The organism is Hyphomonadaceae bacterium BL14 (genome assembly GCA_027627705.1).
In the GTDB taxonomy this organism is placed as follows: Bacteria; Pseudomonadota; Alphaproteobacteria; order Caulobacterales; family Maricaulaceae; genus Oceanicaulis.
On the sequence record CP091242.1, the window covers coordinates 1078806 to 1096923 of the forward strand.

Annotated in this window: 19 protein-coding genes; 9 read left to right on the forward strand and 10 right to left on the reverse strand. The window is 66.1% G+C overall.

The annotated features are described in order from the left end of the window. The first annotated feature begins 89 nt into the window (after window positions 1-89). The 3 genes from L2D00_05130 to L2D00_05140 are packed head-to-tail and all read left to right on the forward strand — an operon-like array spanning window position 90 to window position 3532. Window positions 90-1598, forward strand: a complete 1509-nt coding sequence (locus tag L2D00_05130) for an efflux RND transporter periplasmic adaptor subunit (protein WBQ14072.1) — start codon at window positions 90-92, stop codon at window positions 1596-1598. After that, window positions 1599-2282 carry an ABC transporter ATP-binding protein gene (locus L2D00_05135; protein ID WBQ14073.1) on the forward strand — a complete coding sequence of 228 codons (684 nt, stop codon included), beginning with the start codon at window positions 1599-1601 and terminating at the stop codon, window positions 2280-2282. Further along, window positions 2279-3532: an ABC transporter permease gene (locus tag L2D00_05140; protein ID WBQ14074.1), complete on the forward strand. Its 1254-nt coding sequence runs from the start codon at window positions 2279-2281 to the stop codon at window positions 3530-3532. Before L2D00_05135 ends, L2D00_05140 begins: the two co-directional genes overlap by 4 nt. A 15-nt stretch (window positions 3533-3547) precedes the next feature. Here the strand turns inward: L2D00_05140 and L2D00_05145 are convergent, their stop codons facing one another. From L2D00_05145 to L2D00_05165, 5 genes are all read right to left on the reverse strand, one after another. Next, on the reverse strand, window positions 3548-3868 hold the full coding sequence (locus L2D00_05145; protein ID WBQ14075.1) for a DUF6460 domain-containing protein: 321 nt from the start codon (window positions 3866-3868) through the stop codon (window positions 3548-3550). A gap of 67 nt (window positions 3869-3935) precedes the next feature. Further along, window positions 3936-5069, reverse strand: coding sequence for a mechanosensitive ion channel (locus tag L2D00_05150; protein ID WBQ14076.1), 1134 nt, complete (start codon window positions 5067-5069; stop codon window positions 3936-3938). Window positions 5070-5161: 92 nt separating this feature from the next. Further along, entirely contained in the window at window positions 5162-6622 is a 1461-nt protein-coding gene (locus L2D00_05155; GenBank protein WBQ14489.1) for an AMP nucleosidase, read from the reverse strand. A 40-nt stretch (window positions 6623-6662) separates the two neighbouring features. After that, complete coding sequence (locus L2D00_05160; protein ID WBQ14077.1) at window positions 6663-6878, reverse strand: hypothetical protein; 216 nt, start codon at window positions 6876-6878, stop codon at window positions 6663-6665. Between the two features lie 102 nt (window positions 6879-6980). Beyond that, entirely contained in the window at window positions 6981-7925 is a 945-nt protein-coding gene (locus tag L2D00_05165; protein ID WBQ14078.1) for a Gfo/Idh/MocA family oxidoreductase, read from the reverse strand. 127 nt (window positions 7926-8052) lie between these two features. Between L2D00_05165 and L2D00_05170 the strand changes: the two genes are divergently transcribed. Together L2D00_05170 and L2D00_05175 are read left to right on the forward strand one after the other, a co-directional pair. Further along, entirely contained in the window at window positions 8053-9054 is a 1002-nt protein-coding gene (locus L2D00_05170; protein ID WBQ14079.1) for an NADP-dependent oxidoreductase, read from the forward strand. 13 nt (window positions 9055-9067) lie between these two features. Then, a complete protein-coding gene (locus L2D00_05175) occupies window positions 9068-9490 on the forward strand; it encodes a PaaI family thioesterase (protein WBQ14080.1) in 423 nt (140 codons plus the stop codon). On the opposite strand, the gene L2D00_05180 is transcribed toward L2D00_05175, so the two are convergent. Further along, window positions 9478-9669 (reverse strand): hypothetical protein, encoded by a 192-nt coding sequence (locus tag L2D00_05180; protein WBQ14081.1) that lies wholly within the window; start codon window positions 9667-9669, stop codon window positions 9478-9480. The genes L2D00_05175 and L2D00_05180 overlap by 13 nt on opposite strands. A 209-nt stretch (window positions 9670-9878) precedes the next feature. Here L2D00_05180 and L2D00_05185 point away from each other — a divergent pair, with 209 nt between their 5' ends. Further along, complete coding sequence (locus L2D00_05185) at window positions 9879-10145, forward strand: HU family DNA-binding protein (protein WBQ14082.1); 267 nt, start codon at window positions 9879-9881, stop codon at window positions 10143-10145. 131 nt (window positions 10146-10276) lie between these two features. On the opposite strand, the gene L2D00_05190 is transcribed toward L2D00_05185, so the two are convergent. The 3 genes from L2D00_05190 to L2D00_05200 form a co-directional block, all read right to left on the reverse strand. After that, entirely contained in the window at window positions 10277-10774 is a 498-nt protein-coding gene (locus tag L2D00_05190; protein WBQ14083.1) for a DUF2059 domain-containing protein, read from the reverse strand. A 74-nt stretch (window positions 10775-10848) separates the two neighbouring features. Continuing rightward, window positions 10849-12216: a 3-deoxy-7-phosphoheptulonate synthase class II gene (locus L2D00_05195; protein WBQ14084.1), complete on the reverse strand. Its 1368-nt coding sequence runs from the start codon at window positions 12214-12216 to the stop codon at window positions 10849-10851. 74 nt (window positions 12217-12290) lie between these two features. Continuing rightward, window positions 12291-12752, reverse strand: a complete 462-nt coding sequence (locus L2D00_05200) for an Lrp/AsnC family transcriptional regulator (GenBank protein ID WBQ14085.1) — start codon at window positions 12750-12752, stop codon at window positions 12291-12293. Window positions 12753-12963: 211 nt separating this feature from the next. Here L2D00_05200 and ald point away from each other — a divergent pair, with 211 nt between their 5' ends. From ald to L2D00_05215, 3 genes are all read left to right on the forward strand, one after another. After that, a complete protein-coding gene (gene ald / locus L2D00_05205) occupies window positions 12964-14082 on the forward strand; it encodes an alanine dehydrogenase (GenBank protein ID WBQ14086.1) in 1119 nt (372 codons plus the stop codon). A 75-nt stretch (window positions 14083-14157) separates the two neighbouring features. Then, entirely contained in the window at window positions 14158-14988 is an 831-nt protein-coding gene (locus L2D00_05210) for a sulfurtransferase (protein ID WBQ14087.1), read from the forward strand. 95 nt (window positions 14989-15083) lie between these two features. Further along, window positions 15084-16049 (forward strand): nitronate monooxygenase family protein, encoded by a 966-nt coding sequence (locus tag L2D00_05215; GenBank protein ID WBQ14088.1) that lies wholly within the window; start codon window positions 15084-15086, stop codon window positions 16047-16049. Between the two features lie 73 nt (window positions 16050-16122). Here L2D00_05215 and L2D00_05220 read toward each other — a convergent pair whose 3' ends face one another. Then, the gene (locus L2D00_05220; GenBank protein ID WBQ14089.1) at window positions 16123-18042 is read right to left on the reverse strand and encodes a calcineurin-like phosphoesterase family protein; all 1920 of its coding nucleotides are present in this window, start codon (window positions 18040-18042) and stop codon (window positions 16123-16125) included. Window positions 18043-18118 lie beyond the last annotated feature (76 nt).

The window sequence follows — 18118 nt, forward strand, 5'->3', positions numbered from 1 at the left end:
AATTCACTTCTGCGACGGACCGCAACATGCTAGCGCGTCTAACCCGGGCGGCGTCCAGTCTGACGCTACGACAATTCTGGAGAACGCGCGTGACACGCAAGCTTCTGGCGCTGGCCGCAATCGCGGTTCTCGCCGCGATCGCGGCATGGTTTGTGTTCCTGCGCGATTCCGCCACAGATGCCGGCGGATTGCAGGTGGAGACGGCGGCTCTGGAGCAGCGCAATCTGTCAAGGGTGGTCTCGTCATCGGGCCGCATCGCGCCGCTCGTAACGGTCGAAGTGGGCTCCCAGCTGTCAGGCCAGATCGAAGCGCTGAACGTGGACTTCAACGACGCGGTCACCGCCGGTCAGGAACTCGCGCGCCTTGACCCGCAAACCTACGCGACGCGCGTGCGCGAGGCCGAAGCCAGCCTGGAAGTCGCCCGCGCCCAGGTCACGGTGTCACAAGCCAACGTCCAGCGCGCCCGCGCCGAGCTAACAGCCGCCGAGCGCGCCTTTGAACGCGCCGTCTCCTTGCGCGAACGCGGCACGTTTTCCGAAGCCCAGTACGACAATGTGGAGACCACGTTCCGCAGCGCCCAAGCCGGGGTGCTGGTCGCAGAGGCCAACCTGCGCAATGCCCGTGCCGGTCTGCAGCAGCGCGAAGCCAGCCTGGAAAGCGCCGGGGTGGACCTGGAGCGGACATTCATCCGGTCGCCCATCGATGGCGTGGTGATCGATCGCCGCATCGATGTCGGCCAGACCGTCGCCGCCAGCCTGAACGCGCCCATCCTTTTCCTGATCGCCCAGGATTTGTCGCGCGTGCAGATCGAGGCACAGATCGACGAAGCCGATATCGGCGATATAGCCAATGGCCAGACCGTGACCTTCGACGTGGACGCCTTCCCCGGCGTGCAGTTTGACGGTGTGGTGACGCAGGTCCGCCTGGCCGCGCTCGAGCAGCAGAACGTCGTCACCTACACAGTCGTGATCGAGGCCGACAATCCCCGCCAGCGGCTTCTGCCCGGCATGACGGCCAACGTGTCGATCGTCACCGGCACAGTCAGCGGCGCGCTTGCCGCCCCCAACGCCGCCTTGCGCTTCACCCCGCGCGGCGCGGCCGAGGCCCTGGTGACACAAACGGCGGCATCCGGTCCGGCCGGACGCGGCGCAGGCGGTGGACGCGGGGGTGCCGGCGGCGGGGGCCAGATGCTCGACCAGCTCGCCGAAGAGCTGGAGCTTACCGACGAGCAGCGCCGCGACGTCCAGCGCGTGATGCAGGAGGCGTTCGCGCGCATGCGCGCCCAGGCGCAGGCCCAGGGGGCCGGTGGCGGCGGCGCACCGGGCGGCGGCCCGGCGGCGTTCCAGGCGCAGATGCGCTCGGCCCTGGCCCAGGTGCTGACGAGCGAACAGATGGCGCGCTATGATGCCCTGATCGCCGAGCGCGCCAATCGCCGCCAGGACGTGCGGCGCGGCACGCTGTGGGTTCAGACCGCTGATGGCCGCCTGGAAGCGCGCCAGGTGGGCCTCGGCCTGTCGGATGGTCAGTTCACGCAGGTGCTGGGCGATGAGCTGGGCGATGGCGAACAGGTCGTCGTGCGCGTGCGCGAGGCGGGCTAGATGAGCGCGCCGCTGATCCGCGCCCGCGGCCTGACCCGCGTCTACAAGCTGGGCGGCGGCGACGTGCACGCCCTGCGTGGGGTCGATCTGGATATTGCACGCGGCGAGTACTGCGCGATCATGGGCGCGTCAGGCTCGGGCAAATCGACCTTCATGAACCTTTTGGGCGCGCTGGATCGTCCCAGCGGCGGCTCGCTGACGATCGATGGAGAGGCCCTGCAGGACAAGCGCCCGGACGAGCTGGCGCAGTTCCGCAACCGCGCCGTCGGCTTCGTGTTCCAGCAGTTCAATCTTCTGCCGCGCACGACCGCGCTCGATAATGTCGCCCTGCCCCTGCTCTATCGCGGTTGGAGCATGCGCCAGCGGCGCGAGCGGGCCGAGGAATGCCTGCGCATGGTTGGACTGGCCGAGCGCATGGATCACCACCCCTCCCAGCTCTCCGGCGGCCAGCAGCAGCGTGTGGCCATCGCCCGTGCGCTGGCAGGCAAACCCGCCATCCTGCTGGCGGATGAGCCCACCGGTGCCCTCGACAGCCAGACCTCCGACGATGTGATGGATATCTTTGACCGGCTGAATGCCGACGGCATCACACTCATCATCGTCACGCACGAAGCCGAAGTCGGCGCACGGGCGCGCCGGCGAATCACTTTCCGGGACGGGCTGGTTGTGGAGGACGTGACATGAGTCTTCTGGCCGCTGTTCTGGTCGCGCTGACCGCCCTCAGGGTGAATGCGCTGCGCTCTTTCCTGGCGATCCTGGGCGTCATTTTTGGCGTCGCCGCGGTGATCACCACCGTCTCGCTGGCTCAGGGCGCGCGCGATGCAGTGGAGACGCGGATCGCCTCGCTGGGGGCCAGCACACTCAATATCACCGCCGGATCGCGCTCGCGCGGCGGGCGCCAGGGCGGTGCCGGGTCCGGCACGCCCTTCTCGGACGCCGACGTCAATGCGTTGCGCACCGAGCTCGACTTCATCACGGCCGCATCCGGCCTGGTCCAGGCCAATGTCACAGCAGTGGTGGACGGCCTGAACTGGCCCACGCAGATGATCGGGTCCAATGCCGATTATGTGGAGGTGCGCGACTGGTCGCTGGCCGAAGGACGCATGTTCAACGAAGCCGAGTCCCAACGCGCCTCACGCCTGGTCGTGATCGGTCAGACGACGGCGCGCGAACTGTTTCCGTCCGGCGGCGCATTGGGCGCAGTGGTGCGGGTCAACAGTCAGCCGTTTGAAGTCATTGGCGTGCTGGGCGATCTGGGCGCGGGTGCCTTCGGTCAGGACCAGAATGACGTGATGCTGGCACCGGTCAGCACGGTGCGCTCTCGGGTCACCGGGTTTTCACGGGCCGGCGTGCGCGACCCGGTCCAGCAGGTCTGGATCAAGGTGGCACCGGGCGTGGACATGGCCACGGCGACGCTGGAGCTGGAAGACTATCTGCGGGTGCGCCGCAATGTGGCGCCCGGCGCGGATGACAACTTCTCGATCCGCAATTTCGCCGACCTCATCCGCGCCTTCAACGAAACCCAGCGCGTGCTGGGCCTGCTGCTGGCGTCCGCAGGGATCATCACCCTTCTGGTGGGCGGGATCGGCATCATGAATGTGATGCTCGTCTCGGTGACCGAACGCACACGCGAGATCGGGCTGCGCCTGGCAGTTGGTGCCCGGCGGCGCGATATCCGCAACCAGTTCCTGATCGAATCGGTCGTTCTGTGCTCGGCCGGCGGCGTGATCGGCCTCGGCGTGGGCGTGCTGGTGGCCAGCAGCATTGAAGCCTTCGGCCCGGCGCTGGGCCTGACCGGCCTGGCAGTATCGGTGGACCCGTCCATTGCGGTCATCGCCATCGGCGCGGCAGCGGCGGTGGGCATATTGTTCGGGTTCTATCCGGCGATGCGCGCGAGCCGCCTCGACCCGATCGAGGCACTGCGCCACGAATAGATCCGGTATGGATCATCACCGCCGCGACGCGGCTGTGATGATCCGCCACACGATCCAGATCGGCACCACGATCACGGCACCAAGCGCCAGATAGCGCAACGCCCAGCCCAGCGTGGACCCGATGGAGTCAAAGAAGGTCGTCCAGGCCCGGCCCACGGCCCCGAAGAAGTCCACCCAGAGGTCAGCGGGGTCGACATTGAAGGCGGCCAGGATCAGACCCACCACCACGCACAGCACGACCAGCAGGACGATGTCGCTGGGTTTCACGGCGGCAAGGCGCTGCCAGAAGCTGCGCCGGGTGCGCGGCGGCGGGGCGGTGTCCGGGGTCTGGGTCATGCATCGCTCTCCTGTCTTGAGCTGACATCATCGATGCCAGCCGAATGCGGCGCAATCGCGGCGCGCCTCAGGTGTCCGAGCGCGGCTTGCGCGGCTGTTTGGCACCCGACGGCTTGCGGCCGGTGGCGGGTGCCCGCGTCGTCTTGCCCTTGCCGTCGGCGCTGCTGGCCGCAGCACCGGTCTTGGCCGCCGACGCCACGCGCGGCTTGCGAGCGGTCTTGGCCGCGGCCGGTTCGGGGGCCGGCTCCGGCGACGGCGACGCGTCCTCCACAGCCACCTGGGTCAGCGCAGCAGCCGCACGGACGGCCTTGGCGGCAGCGGCGATCACGGTTTTGCTGCGAGCCGCAGACGGCTTGGCCGGTGCCATGTCGGCCTTCTCCACCATGACGCGGTGGGGGAAGGGAATGGAGATGCCCGCCGCGTCGAAAGCCAGCTTCATGCGGCGATTGGCGTCCCAGTGGACATCCCAGTAATCGGACGCGTTTACCCAGACCCGCGCGAAGAAGTCGATCGACGAATCGGCGAAGCTGCCCAGCTCCACAAACACCGCCGGATCCTTGTGGATGCGCGCATCGGCTTCGAGCACCTGGCGGATCACTTCACGGGCCAGCTCCAGATCGGTGTCGTAATCAACCGAGAAGGTAAAATCGACGCGCCGCGTGGGGTAGCTGGAGAAATTGGTGATCACATTGCCCCAAGCCTGGCCATTGGGGACGATAATCTGCTTGTTGTCCGGCGTGCTGAGCTCGGTCAGGAACAGGTTGATATCCTTCACCGTCCCTGCCGTCCCGGAGATGTCGACGAAATCACCGACCCGGTACGGGCGGAAGAACACAATCATCACGCCTGCCGCCACATTGGCCAGCGTGCCCTGCAGCGCGAGGCCGACAGCCAGCGTCATGGCACCCAGCGCGGCGACCAGCGAGGTGGTCTCCACGCCGAACCGGGTGAGTACGGCGATGATGACCACCGCCATGATGATGTATTTGACGATGGAAGAGAAAAACACCGCCAGCGTGCTGTCGATACGCGGATGGGCGATGCCCCAGGCCCGCACGCGCTTTGAAATGAAACCGGCCGCATAAAGCCCGATGACGAGGATTGCGGCGGCCATCAGCACGCTGGTCAGCGCCTGCATGCCGGTCACGGCAAGCCAGTCCAGAAGTTGTGTGACTTCTGCATTCATTCCGGCAGTGTTCATGTGTCTCCCCCCTTTTAAGCCCGTGTTCGTCAATATCGCCGCGCACGCTTTAGCAAGCGCTGCGCCCGATGCGAAGCAAGACGATTCAAAATTTACCGGAAGGGCGGCTCGTCAAAGCTTCTCAGCTTGCGTGAATGCAGCGCGGCAGAGCCTTCGCGTTTGAGAATCTCGATGGCTTCAATGCCCGCAGCCAGGTGTTCGGACACCGAGCGCTGGTAGAACCGGTTGGCCGCGCCGGGCAGTTTCAGCTCGCCATGCAGCGGCTTGTCGGACACGCACAGAAGCGTCCCGTAGGGCACGCGCAGGCGGAAACCGTTGGCGGCGATGGTGGCGCTTTCCATGTCCACGGCGATGGAGCGCGACTGGTTGATGCGCCGCGCTTCCTGATAATAGCGCAGCTCCCAGTTCCGGTCGGCATAGGTCACCACCGTGCCGGTGCGCAGGCGGCGCTTGAGCGCTTCGCCCTTGTCGCCGCTGACCGTCTCCACAGCCTTGTGCAGGGCGACCTGAATCTCGGCGATGGGCGGGATCGGGATTTCCACCGGCAGATCACGGTCAAGCACGCTGTCATAGCGCAGATACGCGTGGGCCAGCACATAATCGCCCAGGCGCTGAGAATGGCGCAGCCCCCCGCAATGGCCCACCATCAGCCAGCATTCGGGGCGCAGCACGGCCAGGTGATCGGTGATGTTCTTCGCGTTGGACGGCCCCACGCCGATATTGACCAGCGTGATCCCCCGCCCGTTCGGGGCCATCAGATGATAGGCCGGCATCTGGAAGCGCTGCCAGTGCGCGCTCATCACCTCGCCCAGGGCGTCAGGCGTATCGGCGTCCACGCGCACCAGGCCGGCTGCCGACAGGGCGGTGTAGTCATTGTCTTCTTTGAGCTGGCGCACCGCCCATTCGACGAACGCATCGACATAGCGGTGATAGTTCGTGAACAGGATGAAGTCCTGAACATCATCAAACGGCGTGCCGGTGTAATGGCGCAGGCGCGAGAGCGAATAATCCGTACGGGCCGCATCAAACAGCGAGAGTGGACGCGGACGACCGGGCCTGGAGGGCCGCTCGCCATTGGGCAGGGCATCGTCGATCGTGGCCAGATCGGCGTAGGGGAAGTGACGCACCAGCTCGGCCGGGCTGACCTCGTCCAGATCCAGATCGCTGCCGTCGAGCACATAGGAGAACGGAATCTCCTGGGTCGACAGCCCGGTCTCGATCACCACCGGGTATTCGTCGGCGAGAATCTGGATTTGCTCGGTCAAATAGCGCCGGAACATGGCCGGATGAGTGACGGTATTGGCGTAGACGCCGGCTTCGGAAAACTTGCCGAAGGCCCGACTGACCGGCGGGACCGGTCCTTCGGGCTGGTAAGTGATGCGCAGCTCAGGATAGGCGAACGCCCCCCCGGCCCGGCTGGCCGGCGAAGGCGGGGTTCCGTCGGAGAGAAAGGCCTTGAGCGCGGCGCGCAGATTGGCCACGGACGCTTCATACAGCGCATTGAGCCGATCGACGGCCGCATTGGCGTCATCGGCTTCCTTGAACGTCGCCAGAACCGCGTCCGGCGCCACGGCGCGCACAAGCGACAAGGCTCTAGTCCTCGCGCTTGACGAAGGTCACAGCGAACAGCGGTTCGCCGTCAAAAGCGGGCTTGGTCTTGCCGTCCTCGTCGATGATCTCGAACACGGTCGGCGCAATCCGCCCCTCCATCCGGTAGCCCTTGTCGGCCATGTGCCCGCGATGGAATTCCAGCGCAGCAGCAGAGAAGGTCTTGGCGAGATAGGTGATGCGGTGCGGATCGGCGGCCATGGGGCGCTCCCTTGATATCAGGCTGGTGTTGGCGTCACTCCTAGCGGCTTCGCCCGATGGAACCAAGTCCCTTGCGGCAAAGGCCTGCGCCAAAGCTGTGCGTCACAACCGGCTGCGTGCGCCCGCCGCGGTGTCAATGCGCAGCGCCGTCTCAAGCGCCAGCCGCCCGTCTTCGCCGTCGGCGGCGGGATAACCTGTGCTGACACCGCGCACCGCATCGAGAAACGCGCCGACATTGGCCCCCAGGCTGTCGCGGGCGGCGGGGTCGTCTGCAAAGTCCGGGTTCAGCGCGAGACCGGGCGAGGCCTCGAACGTCTTGGCAATGAAGTCCACCTTCACCGAGCGATCATCGACATAGCCGATCTCCATCACCCGGTCTCGCGCCTCGGCGACCCGGCTCGATTCCAGCTCGGCGATCAGCCCCGATGCAAAGCCCAGCGTACAGCGCACATGGTCAGCCAGCCCGGCGCGGCCATCCACCATCTGCGCCTCGACCCGGTCAGGCGCCGAGCCGGCCAGCGCCAGCACCAGATCGATATCGTGGATCATCAGGTCCAGAGTCACCGAGACATCGAGATTGCGCGCGCTGGGTACGCCCATGCGCCGTGCCGAGAGGGTCCGCGCCCGGGGCAGATCGCCGAACAGACCCATGGCGTGGAACACAAAGCGTTCCTGATGGCCGACGCGTAGCACGACACTGTTCGCCGCCGCCAGCTCGGCCAGTTCGCGCGCCTCGTCCACCGTCGCCGCCAGCGGTTTTTCCACCAGCACCGCCCGGCCCGCCATCAGCGCACGGCGCACCGCGTCATGGTGGAACACCGCCGGGCTCGCCACGGTGAGCACGTCGCACGCATCGATAAGCCCGCTCAGGCTTTCATAGGCCTGCCCGCCCTGGGCAGCGCACATGGCGCGCGCCCGGTCGCTCACGGGATCGTAGACGCCGATGAAATCGACGCCCGGTGCCGCCACATATTTCGAGGCATGGTATCCACCGAACACGCCGGCACCCACGACCCCGGCCCGAAGCAGTCTTGTGTGATCTGTCATGGCGCGCACCTAGCCCAGCGCGGGCGCGGCTGCAACAGGCTTGCCGTTCGGCGTGTGGAACGCTTGTCCGCGACCGGCCTCTGGTTAATCCTGCGGGCCACATGAGCCACAGGAAAGCACCCCATAGATGACATCCCGCGAAATCCGCCTCGTCCGCCACTTCACGGGCCCGGTGAAGCCCGAGTATTTCGAGCTGGTCGAGACCGACATCCCGGCTCCGGGGCCCGGCGAGGTTCAGGTGCGGAACGCCTTCATCTCGGTTGACCCCTATATGCGCGGGCGCATGATCGGCGTGAAAACCTATGTCGATCCGTTCGAACCGGGCAAGGCCATGGATGGCGGCGCGGTGGGCCAGGTGACCCAATCGAACGCGGACGGGTTTGCGCCGGGCGATTGGGTGCTGAGCATGCATGGCTGGCGCGAGGCGTACACCGCCCCTGCCGCGGGCCTGATGAAGGTCGATGCAAACCTTCTGCCCGCCCAGGCCTATCTGGGTCTGGCCGGCATGACCGGCCTCACCGCCTATGCCGGCATCAAGCGCATGATCGACCTGAAAGCGGGCGAGACGCTGTGGATGAGCGCCGCGGCCGGTGCCGTCGGCTCGGCCGGGGTGCAGTTCGCCAAGGCCATGGGCGCGCAGGTCGTCGCCACGGCGGGCGGGGCGGACAAGACCGCGTTCTGCCAGGAGATCGGCGCGGACGCGGTGGTCGACTACAAGGCTGTGAGTGATCTGGCCGGCGCGGTACGCGAGGCGGCCAAGCCACTAGGCGGGGTGGACGCCTATTTTGAAAATGTGGGCGGCGACCATCTGCAGGCGGCGCTGGACGTGATCAAGCCGTTCGGGCGCATCGCCGCGTGCGGGATGATCGCGCGCTATAATGACGACACGCCAATGCCCGGCCCGTCCAACCTCACCCAGATCGTGGGCAAGAAGCTGACCATTCGCGGCTTCATCGTCACCGACCATTTCGATCTGCAGCGCGAGTTCATCGCCGATCTGTCCAAATGGATGATGGCGGGTCAGGTGACGATGCGCGACACCGTCTATGACGGCATCGAGCGGGCGCCGGAGGCCTTCATGGGGCTGTTTACCGGCGCCAATACCGGCAAGATGCTGGTCAAGCTTTGATCAGGCCTGCGTCATGAGCGGCGGCGGGATTTCAGCAGAGGACCTCAATCGCGCCGGCACGGGCAAGCTGCCCGAGCTGATCGGGATCGAGGTCACCGCCGCCGGGGCGGCGCGCGCGGCCGGGCAGCTGGCCGTGCGGGAGGCGCTTTTGGCCCCCAATGGTTTCCTGCATGCGGCCAGCGTCATCGCGCTGGCCGATACCCTGGCGGGCTATGGGGTGATGGCGAGCCTGCCGGAGGGTGCCAGCGGCTTTACCACGGTGGAGCTGAAATCCAACTTCCTCGGCACGGCGCGCGAGGGCGTGGTGCTGGGCGAGGCGGTGATGGTCCATGGAGGGCGTACGACGCAGGTCTGGGACGCGCGCGTCTGGCGCGAGAATGACGGCCGCACCATCGCCCTGTTCCGGTGCACCCAGATGATCCTCTATCCGCGCTGAAGCGGGCCGTGGCGCATCAGGCGCCCCAGGGCGAACCCGCCCACGCACGCCGCCACCAGGGCCGCCAGCAGCGGATTTTCGAACATGTGGACGAAGCCGGCATAGGCCAGGCACGCCGCTGCCACCGCGAATCCTGCCGCACCAAGCCTGTTCAGCCATGAGACATGTGTGCGCTTCATGTTTCCCCACAGGCAAGGAGCGGGCCGGAAGTCGAGGTTTTGTTTACCATACGGATGAATTGCTGCACGTGCGGGCCAATTATATCAGCAAAATCGCCTGTATTGCCTTGCAAAGACCGGTCAGAATCGCGCTTGATGCCTCGCGTTCAGCACTGGTGCGCCAAGCGATCCCCGCTCTGGCGAACCCAAAACCAAAGGGGGGATCCCTCATGAACAAGTCCGAACTCGCCAAAGCCGTCTCCGACAAGGCCGGTATCACCCGCGCTCAGGCCGGTGACGCGATCGATGCCTTCATCGACGCCGTGGTCGGCGCCGCCAAGGGCAAAGACACCGTCCAGCTGGCCGGCTTTGGAACCTTCCACGCCAAGCACCGCGAAGCGCGCGAAGTGCGCAATCCGCGTACGGGCGAGAAAATCAAGGCGAAAGCCAAGACCTCGCTCGCCTTCCGTCCGGCTTCGGCCCTTAAGGACCTCTAGGACGGCTCACAGCCGGCGCGCCTTGCGCTCTGGCTCAATAGCCAGCCTGACATGAAAACGCCGCCGGAGCGATCCGGCGGCGTTTTTTGTTCTGGTGCAATCCAAGATGCGATCGCCGCTGACCCCCGCGGTCAGTCGTCCGCTTCGCTGCGCATGATGGCGTTGAGTTGCGGGACAATGCGCTGGACGATCTGCTGTCCGAGCGCTTCGCCCATGACCTGCCCCTGCCGGGTCAGTTCGGGCTGAAGCTCTGCAAAGCGGGCGCCCTCTGGCGTCTCAAGGAAAGACGACAGGGCCTGCAACTCCTCGAGGGTGAACAGGCTGGCGTAGATATCGACCATTTCGGCCACGAACTCGGGCGTTGCCTCGTCAAAGGCGTTCTCCAGAAGCATCATCGCCTCGGCGACCTGGTCTTCGCTGGCTTGCGGAAAACCCTGGCGGATACTGGGCTCGATCAACGGCACGATGACCCGCGTCACATCCGCGAATGCCGTCTCCAGCTGCATCTGGTCCGCGATCAAGCTGGCATAGTGGCGGCGCTCTGCCTCATCGGCTTGCGCCTGGCCAGACCCGGTGGCTGACACCAGCATCAACACGCCAGCGCACGCCATACTCACCCATTTTTGCATCAGCATTCTCCCATTAAGGACACGTGATGCAATTATAACGGCATTCCCTGCCATGGGAAAGCCTGATCCGGCTTCTACTCTGCCGCGCGGCTGAGCTTCTGGGCGGGTTTCAGCGCCTCGGCGATCTGGAAGGCCATTTCAAGGGCCTGGTCGGCATTGAGGCGCGGATCGCAATGGGTGTGGTAGCGGCTCGACAGATCGGCCTCGGACAGATGGCCCGCGCCGCCGACGCATTCGGTTACGTCCTGGCCGGTCATTTCGAAATGTACCCCGCCGGGCTCGGCACCCTCGGCGTGGACGATTTCGATGAAGCTCCTGAGCTCGCCCAGCACCCGCTCGAAGGGGCGGGTCTTGTAGCCATTGGCCGCCTTGATCGTATTGCCGTGCATGGGGTCACAGGCCCAGACCACATTGCGCCCCTCGGCGCGCACCTTGCGCACCAGCGGCGGCAGGCCCTCGCCCACCTTGTCCGATCCCATGCGCACATAGAGCACCAGCCGTCCGGCCTCGTCACGCGGGTTGAGGATATCGATCAGGCGGATCAGCTCGTCCGGGTCCAGGCTGGGGCCGCATTTGAGCCCCACCGGATTTTCAATGCCTCGCATGTATTCCACATGAGCGCCATCAGGCTGGCGGGTGCGATCGCCGATCCACATGAGGTGGGCGGAGGTGGCGTACCAGCGCCCGGTGGTGTGCTCCATCCGGGTCAGCGCCTCTTCAAACGGCAGATGCAGGCCTTCATGGCTGGTGAAGAAGTCCACCCCCTCCAGCGAGGGCGCCGCGTCCGGCGTCACGCCGCAGGCACGCATGAAGGCCAGTGCCTCGGTGATGCGCTGGGCGTAGGCGGCGTAGCGCTCGCCGGCCGGGCTGCCGTCCAGGAAATCCAGCGTCCACTGGTGCACATTGTGCAGGTCGGCATAGCCGCCAGACGCCAGCGCGCGCAGCAGGTTGAGCGTCGCGGCCGACTGGTCATAGGCGCGCAGAAGGCGCTCTGGGTCCGGCGTCCGGCCTTCAGGGGTAAACGCCATGTCATTGATTGAATCGCCGCGATAGCTGGCCAGCTCCACCCCGTCGATCACCTCGGTGTCAGACGAGCGCGGCTTGGCGAACTGCCCGGCGATGCGCCCCACCTTCACCACCGGCTTGGCGCTGGCGAAGGTCATGACGACCGCCATCTGCAACAGCACGCGGAATGTGTCGCGCACGGTCTCGGCGGAAAACTCCTTGAAGCTTTCAGCGCAATCGCCGCCCTGGAGCAGGAAGGCCTGGCCCGAGGCCACATTGGCCAGCTGGCGCTTCAGGCGCTTGACCTCGCCGGCGAACACCAGAGGCGGACGCCGGGTCAGTTCCGCTTCCACCCGCTTGAGGGCCACGGCATCGGGATAGCCCGGCAATTGCTTGGCGGGTTTGGCTCTCCAGCTGTCCGGGCTCCAGGCGGTCATGGCACAGTCTTCCTTGTTTGTTTGCCGCTATAGAATGGCGTCCGTGCTGCGGCGCGGCAAGGGCGGGTGTGCGCCTAGCCCAACTTGACGGCCGTGCGCACGAACACCTTGCGCATGGCGATGTTGGAGATCAAACGCGCCACGCCGGGCAGACCCGACAGCCGCTCGCGGTGGACGCGCTCATAATCGCGCGCATCGCGCACCATGAGACGCAGAAGATAGTCCTCCGCGCCGGTTGTGAGATAGCACTCCATCACCTCGTCCACCTCGGCCACGGCGCGTTCAAAGCGCTCCAGCGTTTCGCGTTTCTGGTTCTCCAGCGTGACCAGCACGATCACGGTCAGCCCGCGCCCCACCGCCTCGGCGTTCAGGATCGCCACATAGCCCTCTATGACGCCCGCCGCTTCCAGCGCCTTGACCCGGCGGTGACAGGCCGACGCTGACAACCCGGCCTGCTCGGCCAGGTCCGCATTCGATATCCGGCCTTCGCGCTGAAGGCTCTCGAGCAGAATCCGGTCCACACCATCAAATCGCATACTGTCTCATCCCTGCAATCATCTGCCGTCCGGGGCGCTCAGGACGGCGTGTGTGCGGCGCAATGTTCGTGAAGCGGCTCACAAACGCAAGACTCTTCGACAAACACGGTTTCACTTGCGGCATGTGGCGCGCGAAGGGTAGTTTGCGTGCAATTTAACACCAGTGTGCGTTGCTCTGATATCGGGCGCGTGCCGAACGGGAGACAGGCTCATGCGCATTGGCGTACCCAGCGAGATCAAGGTTCACGAATACCGCGTCGGCCTCACGCCCAATGGCGCGCGCGAGCTGACCGCCCACGGCCATGAGGTGTTCGTGCAGGCCGGTGCCGGGTTGGGCGCTGGCTTCACTGACGCCGAGTACGAAGCGGCGGGCGCCACCATGCTGCCTGACGCACGGGCCGTGTTCGAGGCGGGCGAGCTGATCGTGAAGGTCAAGGAGCCCCAGCCGGTCGAAACCGCTATGCTGACGCCCGGCCATGTCCTGTTCACCTATCTGCACCTGGCACCCGATCCGCAGCAGGCTGAAGGCCTGCGCAAGTCCGGCTGCATAGCCATCGCCTACGAGACCGTCACCGATGCGCAGGGACGCCTGCCGCTGCTGCGTCCCATGTCCGAAGTCGCCGGTCGCATGAGCGTCCAGGTTGGTGCCGCCGCTCTGCAGAAGTCCAATGGCGGGCGCGGCGTCCTGCTGGGCGGCGTGCCGGGTGTGACCCCGGGCAAGGTGGTGATCCTGGGTGCGGGCGTGTCGGGCAGCCATGCGGCCGAGATGGCCCTGGGACAGCGCGCCGATGTGACAGTTATGGATCGCGCCATTCCGAAGCTCGCCGAGATCGACCAGTTCTTCCGCGGCGCAGTGAAGACCCGCTTCTCCACCCAGGGCGCGGTGGCCGAAGAGATCGCCGAGGCGGATCTGGTGATTGGCGCGGTGCTGGTGCCCGGCGCGGCGGCACCCCGCCTGATCACCCGCGCGATGCTCAAGACCATGAAAGAGGGCGCGGTGCTGGTGGATATCGCCATCGACCAGGGCGGCTGCTTCGAGACCTCCAAGCCCACCACTCACGAAAACCCCACCTATATCGTGGACGGCATCGTGCACTATTGCGTGGCCAACATGCCCGGTGCCGTGGCGCGCACCTCCACCCTGGCGCTGACCAATGCCACCCTGCCCTTCACCCTGGCCCTGGCCGGCAAGGGTGCCAAGCAGGCGCTCAATGAGGACATCCACCTGGCTCACGGGCTGAATGTCGCGGGCGGCGAGATCGCCTATGAGCCGGTGGCAAAGGATCTGGGCGTGCCGTACGTGAAGCCGGACTGGCTCACCAGCCTCTAGTACGACGGCCATTATCCCTCTGGCGGCGCGCGGCGGGCCTGCTAGGCTCGCCGCTGGCGTATTGCGGAGGGGTGCATGATCGAGCCGGTGTCCATCAGCGCGGTCCAGGCGCTGGCCGAACGCGAGCCCATATTCATCGACGCCACCTGGTTCATGCCGGGCGCCGGCCAGACAGGCGCGCAAGCCTTCGCCGCACGCCGCCTGCCCGATGCCGTGTTCTTCGAAATCGATGCGGTGTGCGATCCGACCAGCACCCTGCCCCACATGGCGCCGGGATCTGCGGTCTTTGCGCGCTGGCTGGCCAGAAGCGGGCTCAATGGTGACGGGCGTTTCATCGTCTATGACCAGAACGGCTATGCCGCCTCGGCCCGGGTGTGGTGGACGCTGCGCCGGTTCGGCTGCGATGTGCGTATCCTGGATGGCGGGCTGGAGGCCTGGCGCAAGGCGGGCGGGGCGATCGAGGCGGGCCCCGTTCCGGCCCGCGCACCGGCCCGCGAACGCATGCCCCGCCTGATCCGCGACGATTCCGTCACCTGGGCCGATGTGCTCCACCATGTTGAGACCAAGGACGCCCTGATCGTGGATGCCCGCTCGCCCGGACGATTCACCGGGACCGAGCCCGAGCCGCGGCCCGGCCTGCGGTCCGGGCACATCCCCGGATCGTTCAACCTGCCTTTCCAGAGCGTGATCGGGGCGGACGGCAAGCTGTTGAAGGAAGACGCGCTCAAACGCGTCCTGCCCGATGTGAGCCGCGAGCGGCGCATCATCACCACATGCGGTTCGGGCGTCACTGCCGCCATCCTCTACGCCGCTTTCATCACCGGGGGATTCCGGGATGTGCGCCTGTATGACGGCAGTTGGGCAGACTGGGGCGCGCGCGGCGACCTGCCGGTGGAAACAGGCTGAGCAGCGCCCAGCTTCAAAACGGGGCTTCCCCTCCCCTCAAACCGCGCTAGCTTGGCGGCGAACACTGTTCACTGTTGTTTCAAGGGGAGGCCGGCATGGCTGGACTGGATATTCTCAAAGGCCGGCTGAGCGTGCCGGTTATCGCGGCACCGCTCTTCATCATCTCCAACCCCAAGCTGGTGATTGCCCAGTGCAAGGCCGGGGTGGTGGGCTCCTTCCCCGCGCTGAACGCCCGCCCGCAAAGCCAGCTGGATGAATGGCTCGATGAAATCACGTCCGAGCTCGACAGCTACAACAAGGCCAATCCCGACAGACCGGCCGCGCCCTACGCGGTGAACCAGATCGTCCACCGGTCCAATGACCGGCTGGAAGCCGATCTGATGACCTGCGCCAAGTACAAGGTGCCGCTGGTGATCACCTCCCTGGGCGCACGCGTGGAGCTCAACGACGCTGTCCACAGCTGGGGCGGGAAGACGTTGCACGACATCATCAATATCAAATTCGCCCACAAGGCGCTGGAGAAGGGTGCCGACGGCCTGATCCCGGTGTGCACCGGAGCCGGCGGCCATGCCGGTGTCATGTCGCCGTTCGCCCTGATGAGCGAGATCCGCGAGTTCTTCGACGGCCCCGTGGCGCTGTCGGGCTCCATTTCCACCGGCGCAGGCGTGCTGGCGGCCCAGGCCATGGGCGCGGACTACGCCTATATCGGCTCGGCTTTCATCGCCACGGACGAAGCGCGCTGCGGCGATGACTACAAGCAGGGCATTGTCGAGGGCACGGCCGACGACATCGTCTACACCAGCCTGTTCACCGGTGTGCACGGCAACTACCTGCGCCGCTCCATCGAGCAGGCCGGGCTCGATCCGGACAATCTGCCCGAAAGCGATCCGTCGGCGATGAATTTCGGCTCCGGCGGCGGCAGCGCCGCCAAGGCCTGGAAAGACATCTGGGGCTCCGGCCAGGGCATCGGCGCGGTCAAGAAAATCCAGAGCGCAGGCGGCTATGTAAGCCAGCTGCAGGCGCAATACGAGGCCGCGAAGGCGCGGACTATGGCGGGGTAGGCCCAGGTCTGGCTCCAACGAAAAAGCCCCGGCGCAGCGCGCCGGGGCTTTTTGCGTCAGGGCGGTCCCGCCCCTATTGCCACAGCTCGCGGCGCCAGTAGCGGGCGGGGCGTTCATCGCGCACTTCCACCACCAGCGTGTCGGTGTAGACCACGCCATTGCGGTCGGTGCTGGTCACCTCGATGCGGTGCACGCCGTCGGGCAGCTGAGGCAGGGCCGCGCGCCACAAATGCATGTTGCGGTCGGCAATGGAGCGCTGGGGCTGGGGCGCGGCCGGGCCGAAGCGAGAGCCCTGGAACAATTCCACCCCCTGCGCGCGCTCATTGCCCGACCGGCTTTGCAGGGCGATGCGCGCCACGGACAGCTGGCGCTGGGTGGCGAAAGGGTCAGCCCATTCGGTCCCGATGCGCGAGGCTTCGCCTGCACCCTCCTGGGTGCGCGTGAGCTCCAGCACGGTGCCATCGGGCAGGCGGGCGCTGACGCGGGATTCGGCAGAGCCGGCCCAGACATTGGCCGTCAGCCACACGCCGCCCGCAAAGTCCTGCGGCGTCAGGATTCGGGTGTCGGGCAGATCATTGATCGACAGCGGCGGGACGGGGTCGCGCTCGCGCCAGTTTTCGTTGGACCAGGCGTAGATCGCCTCGAACCAGTCGCGGAAATCGGGCGTGCTCAACCCCACCCACTGGCCGCGCGCGGCATCGATGCGCGCGCCGATATAGCGCTCCACATAGGCCGGGCCTTCAAAGTCCAGGCGCAGATAGCCCATGGGCGCGCCCATGCGCTGCAGAGACATCGGCACGCCGTCGACATTGAAATCACCCTGGAACCAGGCACCTGACGCCGCACCGGCGATGATGTGGCGGAAGGGCAGCGGGCCGATGCCCGTCTGCTCGGCCCAGCCATCGAAAATCTGACCCGGTGCGTGGTTTTCAGTGGTGTGGGTGTGGCCCGACAGGGACAGCGCCTCACGCCCCTCCAGCAGGGCATGGATCACACCGGCATTGTCGGTCTGATGACGGTCGCTGGTGGAATCCACAAAGGACACGAACGGGATATGGTGCGCGAGCACGATCAGGCGGTCTTGCGGCGTCGCCTCGATCAAGCCTTCGAGCCACATCATCTGGGTTTCGTCGACAATGCCATTATAGGCCGGGCGCTCGGGGTCGCCGCACCAGCTGCGTCCGGTCTGGCAAGGGTAGTCGACATTGTCGAGCACCACGAAGAGCACATCGCCCTGTTCGAACGCGTAATAGGTCGGGCCGACAATCCGGCGCCAGCTATCGCCCTTGTCGGCGTTGGAGCGCGCGTCGAAATCATAGTCGTGATTGCCGATGGTCAGGTATTGCGGCGCGCCGGCCATGGCACCGATCTCCAGGAGCCGGTCCAACAGGCCCAGATCATCGCCCACCACATCGCCCACATAGAGCACGCAATCGTCCTGGGTCAGACCCGCCTGGACCAGATCATGGCCCACGGAGTCGCGAAACCAGCTGACCTGCTCGTTGGAATAGGTCTGGCTGTCGCCAATGATCGCGCAGGTGAAGGCCTGACCCGCCGCGCCGTCGCGGATCAGCGGGAAATTGACCTGCTCGGGTGCCGGGCCGGTGTCCGGCAGGCCGCCATAGCGCATCTCGTATCCGGTGCCGCCGGGCTTGTGGATGTAGAAGAACTGCGGAACAAAACGGTGATCGGTGGGCGTGCGCCAGCCTGTGGGCTGGACAATGGTCAGGTCCATATCGCCGCGCACCGCGATCTCGTAGGCGCCATTCTGGTCCGTGCGCACCCAGTCGCGCCCGTTGGAGACCAGAACACCCGGCACGCCCGCTTCGCCCCGGCTGCGCACGCCGTCGCGATTGGCGTCCTCGAACACCACGCCGCGTATCGTCTCGCCGCCAGCGCCCGGATTGATGATTTCCGGCGACGCCTCCCAGCGGTCGGCATAGGCGGCACCCGGCAGGGCCAGGCCCAGGGCTAGGACACAAACAAGGCGCATAGCGAATCTCCCATGATCGGTGATGGATGGCCTAACAGCCCGGATTGACATCTGCATGACAAGGCCGCGCGTGGCC